The 19298-nt window shown below is 72.1% G+C and carries 14 protein-coding genes and 1 tRNA gene; 9 read left to right on the top strand and 6 right to left on the bottom strand.

Going from position 1 to position 19298, the window contains the following annotated elements; all coding sequences use genetic code 11:
• Positions 1 to 68 precede the first annotated feature (68 nt).
• Entirely contained in the window at positions 69 to 1535 is a 1467-nt protein-coding gene (locus PZB75_RS08745) for an ornithine decarboxylase (protein WP_275534728.1), read from the top strand.
• Positions 1536 to 1718: 183 nt separating this feature from the next.
• Here PZB75_RS08745 and PZB75_RS08740 read toward each other — a convergent pair whose 3' ends face one another.
• Both PZB75_RS08740 and PZB75_RS08735 read right to left on the bottom strand, forming a co-directional pair.
• Entirely contained in the window at positions 1719 to 2042 is a 324-nt protein-coding gene (locus PZB75_RS08740) for a transcriptional regulator (RefSeq protein WP_275534727.1), read from the bottom strand.
• Entirely contained in the window at positions 2039 to 2503 is a 465-nt protein-coding gene (locus PZB75_RS08735; RefSeq protein WP_275534726.1) for a hypothetical protein, read from the bottom strand. The genes PZB75_RS08740 and PZB75_RS08735 overlap by 4 nt, the downstream gene beginning before the upstream one ends.
• Before the next feature lie 178 nt (positions 2504 to 2681).
• Between PZB75_RS08735 and PZB75_RS08730 the strand changes: the two genes are divergently transcribed.
• Positions 2682 to 3092 (top strand): RidA family protein, encoded by a 411-nt coding sequence (locus tag PZB75_RS08730; RefSeq protein WP_275534725.1) that lies wholly within the window; start codon positions 2682 to 2684, stop codon positions 3090 to 3092.
• Between the two features lie 325 nt (positions 3093 to 3417).
• Here the strand turns inward: PZB75_RS08730 and PZB75_RS08725 are convergent, their stop codons facing one another.
• Positions 3418 to 5091, bottom strand: coding sequence for an SWIM zinc finger family protein (locus tag PZB75_RS08725; RefSeq protein ID WP_275534724.1), 1674 nt, complete (start codon positions 5089 to 5091; stop codon positions 3418 to 3420).
• A gap of 247 nt (positions 5092 to 5338) precedes the next feature.
• Positions 5339 to 5411: transfer RNA gene (locus PZB75_RS08720), tRNA-Arg, on the bottom strand.
• 320 nt (positions 5412 to 5731) lie between these two features.
• Here PZB75_RS08720 and PZB75_RS08715 point away from each other — a divergent pair.
• The 7 genes from PZB75_RS08715 to PZB75_RS08685 all read left to right on the top strand — a co-directional run bounded on the left by PZB75_RS08715 (position 5732) and on the right by PZB75_RS08685 (position 15452).
• Positions 5732 to 7477 carry a GTPase domain-containing protein gene (locus tag PZB75_RS08715; protein ID WP_275534723.1) on the top strand — a complete coding sequence of 582 codons (1746 nt, stop codon included), beginning with the start codon at positions 5732 to 5734 and terminating at the stop codon, positions 7475 to 7477.
• Positions 7478 to 7827: 350 nt separating this feature from the next.
• Positions 7828 to 9852 carry a GTPase gene (locus tag PZB75_RS08710; RefSeq protein ID WP_275538642.1) on the top strand — a complete coding sequence of 675 codons (2025 nt, stop codon included), beginning with the start codon at positions 7828 to 7830 and terminating at the stop codon, positions 9850 to 9852.
• Positions 9853 to 10067: 215 nt separating this feature from the next.
• Complete coding sequence (locus PZB75_RS08705; RefSeq protein ID WP_275538641.1) at positions 10068 to 10625, top strand: single-stranded DNA-binding protein; 558 nt, start codon at positions 10068 to 10070, stop codon at positions 10623 to 10625.
• 253 nt (positions 10626 to 10878) lie between these two features.
• Positions 10879 to 12333, top strand: coding sequence for a thioester domain-containing protein (locus PZB75_RS08700; RefSeq protein WP_275538640.1), 1455 nt, complete (start codon positions 10879 to 10881; stop codon positions 12331 to 12333).
• Positions 12334 to 12661: 328 nt separating this feature from the next.
• Positions 12662 to 14326: an energy-dependent translational throttle protein EttA gene (gene ettA / locus PZB75_RS08695; RefSeq protein ID WP_275534722.1), complete on the top strand. Its 1665-nt coding sequence runs from the start codon at positions 12662 to 12664 to the stop codon at positions 14324 to 14326.
• 5 nt (positions 14327 to 14331) lie between these two features.
• Positions 14332 to 14754: a thioesterase family protein gene (locus tag PZB75_RS08690; protein ID WP_275534721.1), complete on the top strand. Its 423-nt coding sequence runs from the start codon at positions 14332 to 14334 to the stop codon at positions 14752 to 14754.
• Positions 14751 to 15452 carry a hypothetical protein gene (locus PZB75_RS08685; RefSeq protein ID WP_275534720.1) on the top strand — a complete coding sequence of 234 codons (702 nt, stop codon included), beginning with the start codon at positions 14751 to 14753 and terminating at the stop codon, positions 15450 to 15452. Before PZB75_RS08690 ends, PZB75_RS08685 begins: the two co-directional genes overlap by 4 nt.
• Positions 15453 to 15497: 45 nt before the next feature.
• Here PZB75_RS08685 and PZB75_RS08680 read toward each other — a convergent pair whose 3' ends face one another.
• Complete coding sequence (locus PZB75_RS08680; RefSeq protein WP_275534719.1) at positions 15498 to 16463, bottom strand: ABC transporter ATP-binding protein; 966 nt, start codon at positions 16461 to 16463, stop codon at positions 15498 to 15500.
• Positions 16460 to 19297: an FtsX-like permease family protein gene (locus PZB75_RS08675; RefSeq protein WP_275534718.1), complete on the bottom strand. Its 2838-nt coding sequence runs from the start codon at positions 19295 to 19297 to the stop codon at positions 16460 to 16462. The genes PZB75_RS08680 and PZB75_RS08675 overlap by 4 nt, the downstream gene beginning before the upstream one ends.
• Position 19298: the final 1 nt, after the last annotated feature.

Raw genomic sequence — 19298 nt, 5'->3', positions numbered from 1 at the left:
GCCCCTGGCCGCCACCCGTTCCGGTGACGTGGGGTATGCCGGTGCGCGAGCCGGGCAGTCGGCATCTCATGGACCACTCCCAGGCACCCGTGCTCGACGCGTTGGCCGCGTACCACCGGACAGGCCAGACCCCGTTCACCCCGCCGGGCCACAAGCAGGGCCGGGGCGCCGATCCCCGCGTGCGGGCGGTGCTCGGCGACGCCGTGTTCGCGTCGGACGTGCTGGCCATCAGCGGACTCGACGACCGCTCGTCGTCGCACCGGGTGCTGGAGCGCGCGCAGGAACTGATGGCGGACGCGGTGGGCGCGAAGCACACGTTCTTCTCCACCTGCGGCAGTTCGCTCTCGGTCAAGGCCGCCATGCTGGCGGTGGCCGGTCCGCACGAGAAGATCCTGGTGGGCAGGGACGCGCACAAGTCGGTGGTCTCCGGGTTGGTGCTGGCGGGGATGCGACCGATCTGGGTGGACCCGCAGTGGGACGCCGAACGCCACCTCGCGCACCCGCCCGCCGCCGCCTCCTTCGCGGCGGCCTTCGCCGAGCACCCGGACGCGCGCGGGGCGCTGGTGACCACCCCCACCCCGTACGGCACCTGCTCCGATCTCGCCGCGATCGCCGACGTCTGCCACCGGCACGGCAGACCGCTCATCGTGGACGAGGCGTGGGGCGCCCACCTGCCCTTCCACCCGGACCTGCCGACCTGGGCGATGGACGCCGGAGCCGATGTCTGTGTCACCTCGGTGCACAAGATGGGCTCGGGCCTCGAACAGGGCTCGGTCTTCCACCTCCAGGGCGACCTGATCGACCCGGCCGTCCTCAAGAGCCGCGAGGACCTGCTCGGCACCACGAGTCCGTCCGTGCTCCTCTACGCGGCCCTCGACGGCTGGCGGCGCCAGATGGTCGAACACGGACGCGCGCTCTACGACGACACCCTCGCGCTGGCCCACTCGGTGCGGGCGCGCGTCGACGCGATCGACGGCATGCGGGTCCACGGACGGGCCGACTTCTGCGGCCCGGACCTCGCGGCGGACATGGACCCGCTCCAGGTCATCATCGACATCTCGGCCCTCGGTACGACGGGGTACGAGATCGCCGACCGGCTCCGCGAGCGGTACCGGGTCAACCTGCACCTGTCCGACCACCGCCGCATCAGCGCCCAGCTCACCCACGCCGACGACGAGCGGACCACGGACACCCTGCTCACCGCCCTCGAAGCGGTACCCGCCCTCGCCCCGGACCTCCGCCCCGCCCCGCACGTGGAGGTGCCCGACCCCGCCCGGCTCCGACTCGAACAGGTCCTGCTGCCGCGCGACGCGTACTTCGGCCGGGTCGAGGACGTGCCGTGGGAGAAGGCGGCCGACCGGGTGAGCGCCGAGATGATGACCCCGTACCCGCCCGGCATCCCCGCGGCCCTGCCGGGTGAACGCCTGACCGTCGACGTACTGCGCTATCTGCGTACCGGCGTCGACGCCGGGATGGTGGTGCCCGATTCCGCGGACCCGGAGGTCAGGACGGTACGCGTGGCCGTCGAGGACTGAACTTCGGGGTGACCTACGGGGCAGACACCGCCGGTCACGGCACGAGCCACCGGGCACCGCGTACGGGGTCGGCACAGGCACTCAGCCAGGCGTACCGGCGAACGGGCCTGCTCGCCGCCGGTCGTGGGCTGTCCTCGACCACGGCCGAGAGGAGCCCGTGAGGGCGGCGACGGGTCCTCGCCCTCACACAGACCGCCCAGCTCCGTCATCGGGAACCGTCGCGTCGGCGAGGATGGCCCGCAAGGCCGCGATGTGGCCGTTGAAGGCTTCCCGGCCGGTGCTGGTGAGCCGGGCGTAGCGCCTGTGGCGGCTGCCGCTGAGACGGCGTTCCGTGGTGACGTACCCGGCTTCTTCGAGTGTCGTGAGCTGTTTGGACAGCGCCGAGTCGGACAGCTGGAGCCGGTCCTTGAGGAAGGCGAACTCCGCCCAGTCGACCGCTGCCAGGGCCGCCACCAGCGACAGTCGGGTGCTGGGATGGATCAGTTCGTCGAAACGCGCTTTCGTCATGCCCGCGCCCACCGACGCAGAACGCGCAGGATCTCCGGCCCGCCGAACCCGATGACAGCCGCGACCAGCAGCGTCGCCCAGAGGCCGGCATGGTCGGCGCCGTCGGCGTCGAGCGCGAGCGCCGCGAGGACGGTGACCGCGACAAGTCCGAGCAGCATGCCGACCACGACCAGCGGCACGCGGCGCCCGGCGACCGCCATGCTGATCTGCAACTGATCCGTGCGTCGGCGACCGCCGAGCAGACGCGACGCGAGAACCGCGTGTCCCACGCCGAAACTCGAGGTAGCGATCCCGGCCAGCCACGGCGACGCCAGCCCACCGAGCCCGCCCAGCAGGAGCCAGCCGGCAGCCATCGCCCACCAGTAACCGCGGGGCAGGCCCACTTCCTCGGCCACCTGACGCCGGACACGGTCGACCGAGTCCAAGGCGTTGCCGGCCTGCTCAGGAGTGATGTCGTTCATGACGATTCCTCACTTTCCTATCGGGAAAGTAAGCGTCCCACTTTCCCAGTGGGAAAGTCAAGGGCTTGGGGATCGGGGACGGGTGCTCGGCTTTCCTTCGACCTCACGTCACTGCGGAGTGCTTGCCGGTGGAGAAAACGTGGTGCGTGTCGACATCACGCCGGTCAGACTCGCTGACATGACTGAGAAGATCACCCGCATCAATCCCGAGCAGCTGCATGAGACACCCGGCTACCACCACATCACCGTGGTGGAGGCAGGCCGTACCGCCTATCTGGCGGGGCAGTGCCCGCTTGATCGAAATGGTGACCTCGTCGGTTCCGGTTTCCTGGAGACGCAGGTCGACCAGGTGGTCGCGAACGCGCTCGCCGCACTGGCGGCGGTGAGTGCCCAGCCTGAACATGTGGTGCGGTCGGTGATCTACGTGCGGAGCGATGAGAGGGACGTTCTCGGAGCCGCGTGGCGTCGGCTCACCGAGTCTGCCCTGGGTCCGGCGTTCACCACCGCCAGCACGCTCCTGGGCGTCGCCCAGCTGGGCTTCCGGGGCCAGCTCGTCGAGGTGGATCTCACCGTGGCGCTGCCTGACTGACTTCGAACGGCGTATCGAACCGGGTGGCCCGGCCGGGCATTCGCGGGACGCTGGGGCGGCCATCGTCCGATCATGTGCTCCGACCAGGGCGCACCGGTCAAGTCGCTGGCCGTGGAGGCGAGTCTGCTGCCCGACGCCGGTCCCGGGGAAGCGTTCGCGCGAGCGTCACGCTTCCGGGAGGACCTGTTTCGACTGCCTGACTGTGCGCGGGGACGAGCAGTTCGAGCTCGTGGACGGCCGAGAGTCCGGATTCGGCGTGACCGGGTGCTGGGCGCGGTGGGTGACGAGGCGGGGCGGCCCGGTGGTCGAAACGGATACCTCCGCGTCACAGCCCGTGCTGGTCGAGGAGACGCATGAGATTGCGCTTGCGCCTTTGATCGGCGCGGAGCTCGTCCAGGTAGGCGGTGAACTCGTCCGGCGATCCCAGTCGGCGATGGCAGTCGCGGACGCTCAGCAGGAGGACCACCAACTGTTCGTAGACGGCGTTCCCCGTTTCGCGCCTCAGAGGCTGGACGCGCTCCAGGTATACGCGCAGCGAATCGGCGGGCCGGGTGTCGCGTACGCGATCGGCGAGGAGGAGCCACTGTCGGGCGTCGGCACCCGTCTCGGTGGCGGCCTGCCAGGCCGCTTCGGTTTCGTCGTCGTCGAGCAGGGCGTCGACCAGGGCCCGGCCGCCGTACCGGCCCTTCGTGCGGTGGGCCGCGTCGGCGCGCAGCAATTCCAGGGCACCCTCCCGCTCCGCCTGCCAGCACCCGGCAGCGCGCGCTTCCTCACGCAGGTCCTGATACGCGGACAGCGAGCGGCGCGCGGCGAGCTGGTCGCGGCGAAGGGCGACGGCCCGGGGTCGTTGCCCGGATCGCTGGTAGCGGGTGCAGAGGTAGTCGATCAGGCCGCTGTCGAGGTCGGCGGGGTCAGGGGTGTCCTCGATGCCGCGCTCGGCCCAGACGAGGGCTTCCTCCGGGCGGTCGGCGGTGTCCAGTTCTCGGGCGATGGTCAGATGCGTGCTGCCGTCCGGGGCGAGGTCGCCCGCGTGCACGGCGACCAGGGCGTCCACGTCTCCTTCCGCCTTGGTCAGGCGCTCCATCAGGTACTTCTCCGCCCAGCCCGACCGGTTGCCGCGCCAGGCGTCGACCACCAGCTCCCTCACGGTGGAAAGCCCTTGTCCGCCGAGAACGTCCCGGTAGTCGAACAGGTCGATGTCGGTCAGCTCGTTGAGGTCACCGAGCAGGTGACCGACCAGCCACTGCGCCGTCGCCACCGGGTCCGGGTGCGCCGCACGGCACGCGTCGAGATGCACCGCGGCGAGATCACTCCCGACCGAGCCGAGCGCGCCGTGGGAATCGTCGATCCGCTCGTAGACGCCGCCCAGTTCCCGCATCGCGTCCCGGGCGAGGATCATCGCCTCCGCGGGCTGTCCGGCTTCGGTGAGTGCGGCGATCGCGGCCACCGCCTGTGCGGCTTGTTCTCCGTAGGCGTGCGCGTCCGCGTATTCGACGTATCCGTAGCGCGCGAAGGGGCCGATGTCGAGAAGTTCGGTGACACGCGCGCGGATCTCGGCCAGGTCGGCCCGCGCGGTCGCGGCCCGCAGTTCCAGGCGTCGGCGCAACTGCCGGTCCCGCGCCACCTGTTCCCGTACGAGTGTCAGCAGCTCCTCCCGCGAGAGTGCGGCCAGCCACGTCTCCAGCCTCTGTGTGCGGGCCTTGGCCCGGGTGCGCTGCCGAGGCAGGCTCTCCGGCCGGCCGAGCACGGTGAGCCCCACCGCGACCAGGTGTTTGCAGAAGTTGCCGTCGAGGCCGTAGGGGCAGTCGCAGTCCCCGGTGATGCTCGCCGGGCCGTCGAGCGACAGGTGGACCTCATACGCGTCCGTCCCGTGGACGGTGGCGGTGATCCAGCCGTCCCCGACCTCCAGACCGGTCACCGCGTCCAGGTAGCCCAGCCCCCGTTCGTAAGAACGCGGCCCTGCCAGTACCCGCAGATCCCTTTCGGTGAAGTCGCCCATGGCCTGGCCTCATCCTCTTCTCGGCGGTCGCGATGAGCACGTTACGCTCGCCGGCTTCAGCCACCGGCGGCTTCAAGCCCAGCCGGCGCGGTGCTCGGTGTCCCCCTGCCGCGGGTGTCCCCAGGTGCTACGCCCGATGCGCGAAACGCCGGAGGCGCTTGGCGTGAGCGCGTCGTGCCCGTTGGGCAACAGGCTCGGTGGGGAACAGGAAGCCCCTCACCTGTCGTTACTGGTGAGAGGCTGTGTGCGCCCCCGGCAGGACTCGAACCTGCGGCCAAGCGCTTAGAAGGCGCCTGCTCTATCCACTGAGCTACGGGGGCCGGGCGGTGGGCCTCGGTGGCCTGGAGTTCTGGTACCGGGCCGGTCCGTGACCTTGCCGGGACAAGGATAGGGCTCCGATCACCTCGACCCGGTTGCTTCACCTGCGTGGCACGATGTGGAGGTTCGGTGAAGCGAACCGATAATCGCAGGTAGGTGCGATTCATGCATCGCTTTTGACGCCTCGCGCCCCGGGTGTTGTGCACTCGTTATGCCTGCGCCCCACTCGTCCCCTCTCGTCCTGCGGGTAGAACCGCCGCGCAGACATGCCCATACGCTTCAAAAAGGCTCCAAAATTGGGCATTCTTCACATGTGGTGACCTTGGACGTACGACCTCAGCTCATCGACGCACTCTCCGCCCTGCGCGACCGTGTCGCGGGCGTGCGTCTTCCGCTCCCCCTGCCGGGGGCCACGCGCGCCCGGCAGACCCGGGCCGAACTGCTCGCCCAGCTGGACGACTATCTGGTGCCACGGCTCAAGGACCCCGGGGCGCCGCTGCTCGCGGTCATCGGCGGTTCGACCGGCGCCGGCAAGTCCACGCTCGTCAATTCACTCGTGGGGAGACGCGTCAGCGAGGCCGGAGTGCTGCGGCCGACCACGCGTACCCCCGTACTGGTGTGTCACCCGGACGACCGGCACTGGTTCACGCAGGCGCGGGTGCTTCCCCGGCTGACCCGGGTCCGGCTGCCGCTCCAGGAAACCGCGGAGCCGACGGGACCCGGACGGTTCGGGGAGCCGGCGCGGTGCGTGGAGTTCGGGCGGGAGCGCGCCGAGTACGGCGGGCTCCGGCGGTTCGGCGGGGCGGGCGGAGCGCCCGGGGACGAGGAGCCGGACCCGGCGGCGGAGGAGGCCGGCACCGCCCTGCGGATCGAGACGGCGGCCGGTCTGCCGCGCGGGCTCGCGCTCCTCGACGCCCCCGACATCGACTCGCTCGTCGCACGCAACCGGATGCTGGCCGCGGAACTCATCTGCGCCGCCGACGTATGGGTCATGGTCACCACCGCCACGCGGTACGCGGACGCCCTGCCCTGGCATCTGCTGCGTACCGCCAAGGAGTACGACGCCTCCCTCGTCACCGTCCTCGACCGGGTACCGCACCAGGTGATCGGCGAGGTGTCACGGCAGTACGGGGCGCTGCTCACCCGGGCGGGGCTCGGTGAGGTGCCCCGGTTCACGATTCCCGAACTGCCCGAGTCGGCGGGCGGCGGCAGCGGGCTGCTGCCCACCACCGCCGTGGCCCCGCTGCGTGCCTGGCTCAGCCATCGCGCCCAGGACCCGGCGGCCCGTCAGCAGGCCGTGGGGCGTACGGCGACCGGGGTCATCGACTCGCTGAACGTCCGCCTGCCGGAGCTGGCCGGAGCCGTCGCCGCGCAGTACGCCGCCGCCGTACGGCTGACCGCGGTGGTCGAGGACACGTACCGCACGGAGGGCGACCGGGTGGGTGAACGGCTGAGGCACGGCGCCGTGCTGGCCGGGGACGCGCGCACCCGATGGCGCGGCTACCCGCTGTACAGCACGGCCGACGAACTGCTCGACGCCCTCGTGGAGAGCCTGTCCGCGCTCCTCCAGTGCGCCGTGGCCGCCGCCGACGAGCAGATCCGCACGGCCTGGTCGAGTGATCCCGCCGCCGGGGCGTTCGGCTTCGGGGGGCCCGGCCGGGAGACGGGCTGCTGGGGCCCGGCCGAGGACGTCCGGGGCCGGATCGCCGTGTCCGTACGGCGGTGGCGACGGGTCGTGGAGGAACTGGCCGAGGAAGAGGTCGGGCAACTGGAGCGCAACGTGGCCCCCGATCCCGGGACCGTGGCCGCGCTGCTGACCGCCGCGCTCCTCGGTGGGCACCGGGCCCGTACGGCCGGGGAACAACTCGCCGAACGCATCGGCGCACAGGGCGCGCTGAGACTGCGGGACAAGGGCGCGGCGTTGCTCGCCGGCACCGTCGACCGGGTGCTGCACGCCGAGCGCGACCGGCGGCTCGCCCCGCTCGACGCACTCGACGTGACCCCCGAATCGCAAGCAGAGCTGATCGCCGCGCTGTCCCTACTGCAGAAGGAGAGGTGGCAGCGGTGACTGCCCTCACGAACGAAGAGCCGGACCGGGGCGTGGCGCGGGTGGGCGCGGACGGCCGGGATGGGCGGGACGCATGGGACGCGCAGGAGGCGCGCGAGGCGCGGGATGAGTGGGGCTCACGCGAGGCACGGGAGACGAGGGGCGCGCGGGAGGCTCAGGACGAGTGGGACGCGCGGGAAGTGCGGGACGCGCGGGAAGTGCGGGACGCGCGGGAAGTGCGGGATGAGCTGGACTCACGCGAGGCACAGGAGACGTGGGACGCACGGGAGGTTCGGGCCGAGTGGGACGCGCGCGAGTCGCGGGACGAGCAGGACGGGGATGACGCGTGGGACGAGCGGGATGGGGATGACGTGTGGGACGAGCAGGGTGAGCGGGACGGACGGGGTGGGCGGGGTGGACGTTGGGACGACGGGCTCATCGCCCGACGTGCCGTCGTCGCCCAGGAGCGTGCCGACGAGCTGGCGGACGTGTCCGACAACGAGGTGCGCCCCGAGGTCGAGGCGTACGAGGCATATGAGGTGTACGGGGCGTCCGGGGGGCCGCTCCGGCCACGGCTCGACGCCCTGCGTGAACTCGTCGGCCTGTCCCGGGCCCGCCTCGACCGGGTGACCCTCGCCGAGGCCGGACGGGTGCTGGACGAGGCCGCCGCGCGGCAGCGGCTCTCCTCCCGGCACACGGTCGTCGCCGTCGCGGGGGCGACCGGGAGCGGCAAGTCCACCCTGTTCAACGCCCTCGCCGGCGCGCAGGTCTCCGACACCGGCCTGCGCCGCCCCACCACCGCCGCGCCCGTCGCGTGCAGTTGGACGGACGGCGCGGACGGACTTCTCGACCGGCTCGCCGTCCCCGGGCGGCTGCGGCGCTCACCGTCCCCGGGCGGGGGAGAGGCGGACGAGGCACTTCAGGGGCTCGTCCTCGTCGACCTGCCCGACCACGACTCGGCCGCGGCGGGACACCGGGAACAGGTGGACCGGGTACTCGGTCTGGTCGACGCGGTGATCTGGGTCGTCGACCCCGAGAAGTACGCGGACGCCGCCCTGCACGAGCGCTATCTGCGACCGCTGGCCGGGCACGCCGAGATCACCTTCGTGGTCCTCAACCAGATCGACCGGCTCCCCGGCGACGCCGCCGACCAGGTCCTGGACGATCTGCGCGGGCTGCTCGACGACGACGGCATGGCGGTCGGCGAACACGGCGACCCCGGTGCGACCGTCCTGGCCCTGTCCGCACTGACCGGCGAGGGCGTCGACGAACTGCGCGAACTGCTCGGCAGTTTCGTCCAGGAGCGCACGGCCGCGGCGCGGCGGCTCTCCGCCGACGTGGACGCCGTGGCGGCGGGACTCCGTCCGGTGTACGTCGCCGAGGGCCGGTTTGGTCTTGGTGAGCGGTCCCGCGAGGAGTTCACCGACCGGCTGGCGGAGGCGGTCGGCGCCGCGGCGGCGGGGCAGGCGGCGGAACGCGAGTGGCGCAGGAACGCCGGACGGGCCTGCGGAACGCCGTGGCTGCGCCTGTGGCGCCGGTACGAGAGCACGCGGCGGCCCGGAGCCAGGGAGCGGCTCGCACAGGACCCGCCCCCGGTGGAGGTGGAACTGACCGCGCGGCAGCGGGTGGAACAGGCGGTACGAGCGGTCGCGGACGATGCCACGGAGGGGCTGCCCGCGCCTTGGGCGCAGGCCGTGCGCGAGGCCGCGGTGCACGGCGCCGAGGGGCTGCCGGAGGCGCTGGACGAGTTGGCGGCGAAGGCGGTGGCGGGAGCCGGAGCCGGTGTGGGGGCGGGCGCGGGGGAGAGAGTGGGGGAAAGAGGGGGGGAAGGAGCGGGGGCGGAAACCACCGATGCCGACACTGCCGACGGTGACGGTGACGGCGGTGTGGGTGCCGGGCATGAGGCGGACGTGGTCGGGCGGGCGGAGACGGGTGCGGACGTGGGTGCGGGGGCGCCGAATGCCCCGGTGAGCGGTCGCGGCAGGGCTGGTGGTGCGCGTGGGACGCGTGCGGCGCGCGCGGCGGGTAGGCCGCCGAGGCCGACGTGGTGGCCCGTGGCCGTACTGGCGCAGGTGTCGATGACGTCGCTCCAGGTCTTCGGCGCTCTCTGGCTGATCGGACGACTGGTCGGGGTGCTCGAATCCGGTCTGCTCACGCCGGCCGTCGTGGTGCTGGGCGGGACCGTCGGCGGTCCGCTGGTCGAATGGCTGTGCGGTGCTGCGGCGCGTGGGCCGGCCCGGCGGTACGGGCAGGAGGCGGAACGCCGGTTGCGGGACGCGGCGGCGGGCTGCGGCAGGGCCAGGGTGCTCGATCCGGTGTCGGCGGAGCTGGCCCGCTACCGGGAGGTGCGGGAGCGGTATGCGGCGGTGACGGAGTTTTCCACAACTGGCGGGTAGTCCACAGGCACCAGCGGGATTCCCGTATTTCCCCCAGCATGAGATCAGTGACCGCGACACCGCGGTCGACGGCGATCGGGTCGGACCGGTCGACGGGCTTCTGCCCGTGCGACCGGTCCGGGCTCGAAGTCGGAGAAGTCGGAGAAGTCGGCGACGTTGACGATGTAGACGAAGTCGATGAATCGATGCGTATCGACGCATGGGGAGGCGGGGACATGAATGACACGTTGGTGACGCTGGTGGGCAATGCGGCGACGGGTGTGACGTTCCGGGATACGGCGACCGGCGGAATGTCACGGTTCAGGTTCGCGGTGACGGCCCGGCGGTGGGACAGGGAGAAACAGTTCTGGGCAGACGGACACACCAGCTTCTACACGGTGTTCGCGTGGCGGGCACTCGCGGCGAATCTGCCCTCGTCCGTCGCCGTCGGTGAACCTCTCATCGTGCACGGCAGGTTGAAAGTGCGTGAGGAGGAACGGGACGGGCAGCGAAAGACGTTCGTCGACGTCGAGGCCATTTCGGTGGGCCACGACCTGACGCGCGGGACGGCGGCGTTCCGGCGTGTGGTCAAGGCGGATTCAGGGCTGCTGACCCGCGCGGCCGGACCGGCCGAGGATCAGTGGACGCGGCATGTGGCTCAGCGGGAACACGGTGTGACCGGCCATCGAGGCGCAAGAGGGGCCGAAAGGGCCGAAAGAGCCGGAATGGGTGAGGGTGAGGGGGGCGGGAGCGTCGAAGGTGACGTGGACCGCGTCATGGAGACGGTTTCGTGACCTTGCGGCCGGAAGGCGGTGTGTCGACCGTACGGACGATAACGATTCCGATTCGGAATGGTTGTCCGACCGTACGACGGGGGATTGTTGATCGTTTCGTCCTTAGGATTTCCCAGTACTCACGGGGCACTTGAGTCTGCTGGCGAGGCATTTCCCACATGCGCACCCTGCGTCAGGGTCTCGCCCGGAGGGGAATTCTGTGTTTTTCGCGTCTTCGGCGTCCGCTCGGTCCGGCTGGTCTGCTTCGTCCTTGGTGGCGGCCTCTTCCGTACGGGGCCGGAGCCGCCGCAGAGGCGAGGGCGGACGTTCAGGGGGAGACGGGGACGCGCGTACCGCCGGGCGCGGAGGTGCCGCGAGGATCGCCGCCTCGGTACTGCTGGCGGGGCTGGTCGCCGCCGGCGCGGGCACCGCCGCGGCGGAGGACGCGCCTCAGCACCAGGGCGGCGCGACCGCCGTGCTGGACGGGCTGAAGACCTTCGACCGTGCGGTCCTCGTGGTGAACGGCGGGAAGCGGGAGCTGCCCGCCGGGCTCTTCGAGATGACCGTCGACGGCGGCGGCAGGCTCAAGACGTACTCCGTCGACATCCACAACCCGACCCAGGACCAGGCGGGGTACCTGGAGACGTCCTGGGACCAGACCTCGCTCGGTGCCAACCGGAACGCGGGCAGAATCCGCTGGATACTTCAGCACTCCTACCCGCGGATCGACGACCTCTCGGCGCTCGCCCGTCAGGCGGGCACCGGACCGCTCACGGAGGGAACCGCGGCGGCGGGCACCCAGGTCGCCATCTGGCGCTTCTCGGACAAGGCCACGGTCAACGCCGCCGACAAGCAGGCCGAGAAGCTCGCCGACTGGCTGCAGAAGCACGCCCGCGACACCGCCGAGCCCGGGGCGTCCCTCGCCCTCGACATGACCACGGTCTCGGGAAGGTCGGGGCAGCGGCTCGGGCCGGTCACCGTGCGCACCGCCGCCGCCCAGGTCTCCGTGACCCCGCCCGCCGACTCCTCCAGCGGGGTCCGCGTCACCGACAGGAACGGCAGACCCGTGGTCGCGGCGGCCAACGGCTCCCAGCTGTACTTCGACGTACCGGCGGACGCCGCCGACGGTTCCGCGTCGCTGGCGGTCCAGGCGACGACATCGGTCCCGGTCGGCCGGGTCTTCGCCGCGTCGAGCAAGAGCCAGACCCAGATCCTGGCGGGGTCCAGCGATTCCACGGTCTCCGCGGGCACCACCGCCACCTGGGCGGCGACGGGCGCGGTCCCGGCGTTCTCGGCGAGGAAGAACTGCGCCCTGGGCAGCGTGGACGTCACCGCCACCAACAAGGGCGACCAGCCGTTCACCTATGAGCTGGTCGGTATCGAGCACACCGTCGCGGCCGGTGGCTCCGGGACGGTGACGGTCCCGGTCGCCGAGGACCAGCCGTACGCGTTGACGGTCATCGGTCCCGGTGGGCTCCAGAAGACCTTCAAGGGCGTCCTGGACTGCAGGACCACCGCGAGCGCCGTCACGGATGCGGGCGACCTGTCCCGCGTCGGGACCCAGAGCGGCAACCAGCCCGCCCCCGCCTCGGCCGGCGGAGGCTCGGGCGGCCCTGCGGGCGATCTCGCGGCGACCGGCGGTTCCAGCGGCACCGCGCTGACGGCGGGCATCGCCCTCGTCCTGGTCGTCGTCGGCGGCGGAGCGGTCTTCGCCCTCCGCAGGAACTGAAACCGGAGTACGGAGGACGTATCGGGGCGGGAGAGCCCGCGTGCCGGGCGCTCGGGCCAGACTTTTCGGGTTTCGAGCACGGAGGTCCGCACGGAGGTCCGCACGGGCGCCCGCAAGGGCGCCCACAAGGGCGCCGGGCCGTCCGTGGGCCGTACCAGAGCCGTTGGTGGCGACCGGTGACGGCCGACGTCGACCGGTCGACTGCGCGGCGGGTCCGCCGCGGCGCCCCGGCCGGAGAGGTTTGGCCTACCCGTTTTCGTCCCGGGGTGGACGTCAGGCAAGATGGGGTGTATCTGCCCACACATCTATTGCTGCCGGACGGTTTCTCTTGGCTGAGTTCATCTACACCATGCGCAAGACGCGCAAGGCGCACGGCGACAAGGTGATCCTCGACGACGTCACCCTGAACTTCCTGCCCGGCGCGAAGATCGGTGTCGTGGGCCCCAACGGTGCCGGTAAGTCCACGGTGCTGAAGATCATGGCGGGCCTGGAGCAGCCGTCCAACGGCGAGGCGTACCTGTCGCCCGGTTTCAGCGTCGGCATCCTCATGCAGGAGCCGGAGCTGGACGAGGCGAAGACCGTGCTGGAGAACGTCCAGGACGGCGCCGCCGAGACCATGGCCAAGCTCAAGCGCTTCAACGACGTCGCCGAGCTGATGGCGACGGACTACTCGGACGCGCTCCTCGACGAGATGGGCAAGCTCCAGGAGGACCTGGACCACGCCAACGCGTGGGACCTCGACGCGCAGCTGGAGCAGGCCATGGATGCCCTGGGCTGCCCGCCCGGCGACTGGCCCGTCACCAACCTCTCCGGCGGCGAGAAGCGCCGCGTCGCGCTCTGCAAGCTGCTGATCGAGGCCCCGGACCTGCTCCTCCTCGACGAGCCCACCAACCACCTCGACGCCGAGTCGGTGAACTGGCTGGAGCAGCACCTCTCGAAGTACGCGGGCTGTGTCATCGCCGTCACTCACGACCGGTACTTCCTGAACAACGTCGCCGAGTGGATTCTCGAACTCGACCGGGGCCGCGCGATCGCCTACGAGGGCAACTACTCCACGTACCTGGAGAAGAAGCAGGCCCGCCTCAAGGTCGAGGGCCGCAAGGACGAGAAGCGGCAGAAGCGCCTCAAGGAGGAGCTGGAGTGGGTCCGCTCCAACGCCAAGGGCCGGCAGACCAAGTCCAAGGCACGCCTCGCCCGTTACGAGGAGATGGCCGCCGAGGCGGACAAGATGCGGAAGCTGGACTTCGAGGAGATCCAGATCCCGCCGGGCCCGCGTCTGGGTTCCATCGTCGTCGAGGTCGAGAACCTGTCGAAGGCGTTCGGTGACAAGGTCCTCATCGAGGACCTGTCGTTCACGCTGCCGCGCAACGGCATCGTCGGCGTCATCGGCCCCAACGGCGCGGGCAAGACCACGCTGTTCAAGATGATCCAGGGCCTGGAGACACCGGACACCGGCGCCATCAAGGTCGGCGAGACGGTCAAGATCAGTTACGTCGACCAGAGCCGCGCCAACATCGACCCCAAGAAGACCCTCTGGGCCGTCGTGTCGGACGAGCTGGACTACATCAACGTCGGCCAGGTCGAGATGCCGTCGCGGGCGTACGTCTCCGCGTTCGGCTTCAAGGGCCCGGACCAGCAGAAGCCGGCCGGTGTCCTCTCCGGTGGTGAGCGCAACCGCCTCAACCTGGCCCTGACGCTCAAGGAGGGCGGCAACCTGCTGCTCCTCGACGAGCCCACCAACGACCTCGACGTCGAGACCCTGTCCTCGCTGGAGAACGCTCTCCTCGAATTCCCGGGCGCGGCCGTGGTCATCTCCCACGACCGCTGGTTCCTCGACCGCGTCGCCACGCACATCCTGGCGTACGAGGGCGACTCCAAGTGGTACTGGTTCGAGGGCAACTTCGAGTCGTACGAGAAGAACAAGGTCGAGCGACTGGGCGCGGACGCCGCCCGGCCGCACCGCGCCACCTACAAGAAGCTGACCCGAGGCTGATCCCGTTGGCTCGCCACATCTACAGCTGCCCGCTGCGCTGGTCGGACATGGACGCCTTCGGGCACGTCAACAACGTGGTCTTCCTCCGTTACCTGGAGGAGGCCCGCATCGACTTCATGTTCCGGCTGGCGCCCGGGGACGGTTCGCCGTCGTTCTCCGGCGGGTCCGTCGTGGCCCGGCACGAGATCGACTACCTGCGCCCGCTGGTCCACCGGCACGAGCCGGTCACCGTCGAATCGTGGGTCACGCGGATCGGCGCCGCCTCGCTGACCATCGGCTACGAGGTGAAGGACGAGGAGCAGGTGTACGTACGCGCCTCGACGGTCGTCGTGCCGTACGACCTGACCGAGGCCCGGCCCCGGCGGATCACCGCCGAGGAGCGGCTGTTCCTCCAGGAGTACCTCGCAGAGGAGCCCGCCTCCGTATGACGGTGTCCGTACGGCAGCTGCTGTTCGCCGACGCGAGGGAGGCGGCGGATCTCGCCGCCTTCCTCGGCCGGCTGCTCCACTACGACCGGGCCGCCGCGGTCCGGTTGCAGGCGGGCGGCGGAGCGCTGGCGGTGTTCGGGAGGCCGCCCTCCTTCGAGGTGCTGGCCGTCCGCACGGCGAGGCTGGCGGACACGGCGGAGACCGGCACGTTCGACGTCACCGTCTCGGCCGGGGAACTCCTCGAAACGCTTGAGGAGTCGACCGGTTCGGGCCGGCTGCCCGCCTCCGTCACCGGGCCGCCGTGGACGGGCCTCCTCCCGCCGCGCGGCGGGTGGCGCGAACAGCCGGGGCTGCCGGACCCGACGGCCCTGCGGGCCGCGCTGTCCGGCGCGGTGGAGGAGTTCAGGACCCGCGACGCCGCACTGGCCGAGGACCGCCGCACCCGGACGGAACGCGACCGGATCGGCCACGACATCTGGTCCCGCACCGTCGGCGACACGGACCTCCCGCTGCGCGCCGTCCACGCGGCCCAGTCGCTGGGATTCCTCCGCCCGGCCCCCGACCTCCCGGTCGCCCTGCTCGCCGCCGGTTCCTGGCTGCGGCTGCGCACCCCCTTCGGCTCGGTCGCCCTGCGCGGCGCCGGCCCGGGCCCCGGGCCCGGACTCGGCGGCCTCTCGGTGACCGTCAGCACCGGGTGACCGCCAGCACCGGCTGAACGCCGCCCGGCCCCGGGGCACCCGTGGTCAGGGTGCCCGGTCGTCGTCCGGCCAGATCCCGATGTGGTCCTGCTCCAGCTCCAGCATCACCCGGTGCTCCATGCGCAGCGCCTCGGTGTACTCGGCGGGCAGTTGGAGCCGGCCCGCCCGGTCGAGCATCGCGTACTCGCGGGCCACCTGGGACTCCTGGCCGGTCGCCGCGTCGACCTCGGTGCGGCGCAGCACCTCGGAGGACGTACGGCCGTCCCGGATCGCGACCGTGCGCCGCACCTCGCTCGCCACCGCCTGGTCGTGGGTGACGATCACGATCGTGGTGCCCAGCTCCTCGTTGGCGCGGCGGAACGCGGCGAAGATCCGCTCGCCGGTCGCCGAGTCCAGCTCGCCGGTCGGTTCGTCGGCCAGCAGCACCGACGGGGAGTTGGCGAGGGCGACCGCGATCGCCACCCGTTGCTGCTGGCCGCCCGACATCTGCCGCGGGCGCCGGTCGCGGCAGTCCGCCACCTCCAGCATCGTGAGCAGTGACTCCGCCCGCGCGGCCCGCTCGCGTCCGCTGCCCCGGCCACGCAACTGCATGGGCAGAGTGATGTTCTGCATGCCCGTCAGGTAGGGGAGGAGGTTGCGGGCGGTCTGCTGCCAGACGAATCCGACGACCTCCCGCCGGTAGCGCAGCCGTTCCTTGGGGCCCATCGACAGAAGATCGCGGCCCGCGACCTTCGCCGAACCCGCCGTCGGCACGTCGAGGCCCGCGAGGATGTTCATCAGCGTCGACTTCCCGCTGCCCGACGCGCCGACGAGCGCCATCAACTCGCCCTCGGAGACCAGCAGATCGAGACCCTGAAGGGCCTGCACCTCCACCCCGTCCGTGGTGAAGACGCGTACCAGCCGGTCGCAGGCGATCAGCGCGTCATGACCGTACGACGGCCGGTCGCGGTGCGCGGCGGCCCGCCTTTCGAGTTCCGCCAGAGTGGTCTCGGTCGGCGACGACGACGTCATCGGGGGTCTCCTGCCCTGAGTTCGGTGATCGTTCCGCGGCGGCTCGCCCACCACGCCTGTGCCCCGGCCGCCAGCGCGGTCAGGACGACCACGCCGAGCGCGGGGAGCGTCAGCGACCACGGGTCGGCCCGCAGCCGGGCGGCGGTGAGCGCGCCGGAGCCGGGGGCCCCGGCCAGTGCCAGCCCGGCCAGGTCGATTCCGGGTGCCAGCAGGGCGATCGTCGCCCAGCCGACCAGCAGCCCGCCGACGGCCGCGAGCAACGCCTGTGGCATCGCCTCCAGTCCGAGCAGCCTGCGGCCCTGCCGGGTGGTGAGGCCCATGGTGCGCAGCCGGGCCAGCAGGGTGGTGCGTTCCGGTGCGGTCCGCAGCAGCGAGAGCCCCACGGCGAGCAGGGCGTATCCCGCGCCCGCCGCGACGGCGAAGCCGTAGATCCGCTCGGCGCCGGACTGCAAGGGGGTGTCGACGAACGCCTCCCGCGTCTCGGACCGCAGCTGGACGGTGAAGTCCTTGCCCTCCCGGTGGGCGAGCGCGCGCAGTTCCCCCGCGTCCAGCGGGTCGCCGGTCACCAGCAGCGTGGTGGTGTGCCGCTGGGTGAGGGACGCCGCGTCGACGACCAGGAAGTCGGTGTCGTCCACGGCCGGGGTACGGGACGCGGTGCCCACCACCCGTACCTTGAAGTCCCCCGCCAGTGACTGGATGTCGCGTGGCCGGTCGCCGAGCCGCGCCGCGACCGACGGGGACGCGATGGCGGTCAGCACCCGGTCCTCGGACGGCACGGCCCCCTCGGGTGCGGCCGGGCCGGTCGCCTTCAGCCGGTCCGGGCGGAACTCCCCGAGGCCGGTCCGCCCGGCCAGCCTGGCGTACGTCGTGGGGTCGACGCCGATCAGGGTGGTGCCCTTGGCGTCCTCGAAGCCGTTCGGGTCCGGCGGCAGCGGGACCCCGTACTCGATCTGGACCGGCGCCACGTCCCGTACCCCGGTGGCGTCCCGTACCGACCTCAGCAGGCGGTCCGGGAGCGGGGCCGTGTCGCCGAGGCCGCCGATCCGGGCGTCGGCGCCGGTCGCGAGCACCGCCGCGTCGTCCCTGGCCTGGGCGACGCCCGCGATCACCGATCCGCCGAACGCCGCCGTCGTCAGCGCGATCAGCAGTGCGAGCAGCGGCAGGGTGCCGTCCGCCGAGGAGCGTCCGGCGCGCGCCAGCGACAGGAAGCCGACCGCTCCGCGCGTGCGTGAGGCGGCGCGGGACGCGAGCCGCAGCGGCAGCGGGTACAGCCGTACGAGGACCAGCGCCGCGATCAGTCCGGCCAGCACCGGCGCCGAGCTGACCAGCCAGTCGGTGCCGCCCGCCGCCCCGCTCCCGGTGCCGCCGTCCCCGGTGCCGCGCCGCCGCAGGGCGACGACCGCGCCCACGGCGAGGACCAGCAGGGTGAGTTCGCCGACGGTACGCCGCCGGGACGGGCGGGCGTTCATCACGTCGTCCCGGTCCCCGTGCAGCATCGGTGTGATGTGGCTCAGCGTCGTGCGCAGCGGAAGAGCCACGCAGACCAGCGCGGCGACCCCGGCCGCACCGATCACGGCGGGCCACAGCCGGGCCCCGCCGACCACCGTCACGGCCAGCAGCAGGCCCAGCGCGGCGGCCGGGACCACGGTCACGGCGGTCTCCGCGAACAGCCGCCGGCCGATGCCGCGCAGCGAACCGCCGCGCGAGCGCAGCAGCGCCAGTTCGGTGTGGCGGCGGGCGCCGATCAGTCCGCCGGTCATCAGCAGGACGACCGCGGCGACCGCGCCCGTTCCGACCGCCGCGACCGTGACGACCGGACCGATCGCCGAACGCGTCGCCCCGTATCCGGCGAGCACCCCGTCCAGGTCCGTGGTCAGGGTGGCCGTCGGCCCCGCGACATCGCGCAGCCCCAGCAGTTCGGGGCCGCCCTCCAGCGAGGCGATCGCGGACCGCAGCCGGGGCACGTCGAGGCCGGTGAGACGGGTGGCGTCGGGCGCGAATCGCCAGTACAGCTCCGGTTCGCCGGTGGTGGCGAGCAGCACCGGACCGGCGTCCTGCGGCAGCAGGAACGCGGCGGTCCAGTAGTAGCGGGGGGTCTCCTTGGTCGGCTTGGCGACCAGGGACGGGGTGCGCAGCAGCTGTTCCGCCGACCAGTAGCTGTTCTCCGGACGCAGCGGTGCGACGACGGCGGTGACGCGGACGGTCAGGGACGCGCCGTTCTGCTTCGGCACGGTGACGGCCGATCCGGGCCGCAGCTTCAGCGCGGCGGCGGTCTCCTCGGTGACGGCGGCCTCCACCTCCGCGGTGGCCGCCGTCACCTCGCCCCGGACGGCGGGCCACCGGCCGGCCCGCAGCGTGCTGTGGCCGGTGAGCGCGGACGGGGTGGCGTACGTGAACTGGGGGTCGAGGCCGTACGGCCGGGGCAGGCCCGGATCGGCGGCGGCGATCGGCTGGGCGGTCCGCACCCCGTACGAGGACTCGTGCGCGTCGGCCCGTACCGGTTCCGGCAGCTTCCGCAGCGACTCGCGGTACGTCCCCGCGAGCTGGGTGGCGCGCAGCGCGTCCTCCCGGACCGCCCGGGGGTGCTCAAGACCGGGCGGCGGCGTGGAGAGTTCGAGGACGCTGCGGCGCGGGGTGGTGGACGTGACGGCGTCCCGGAGCCCGTCGGTCTCGTACGCGTCGACCGCGCGGGGGAAGCCGGCCGCCAGGAACGCGGTCAGCAGGACGAGTGCCGCGAGCGCGGACGCGGCGCCGGGCGCGGTGCGCAGCCGGGTGCGGACCCAGGGCGCGCAGGCGCTGAGGGCGCGGGGAGCGGGGCCGGAACGCGTGGTCATG

The sequence above is a fragment of the Streptomyces sp. AM 4-1-1 genome, assembly GCF_029167625.1.
In the GTDB taxonomy this organism is placed as follows: Bacteria; Actinomycetota; Actinomycetes; order Streptomycetales; family Streptomycetaceae; genus Streptomyces.
Note: the sequence above shows the minus strand (reverse complement) of the source record. Positions and strands in the feature narration are given on the sequence as shown.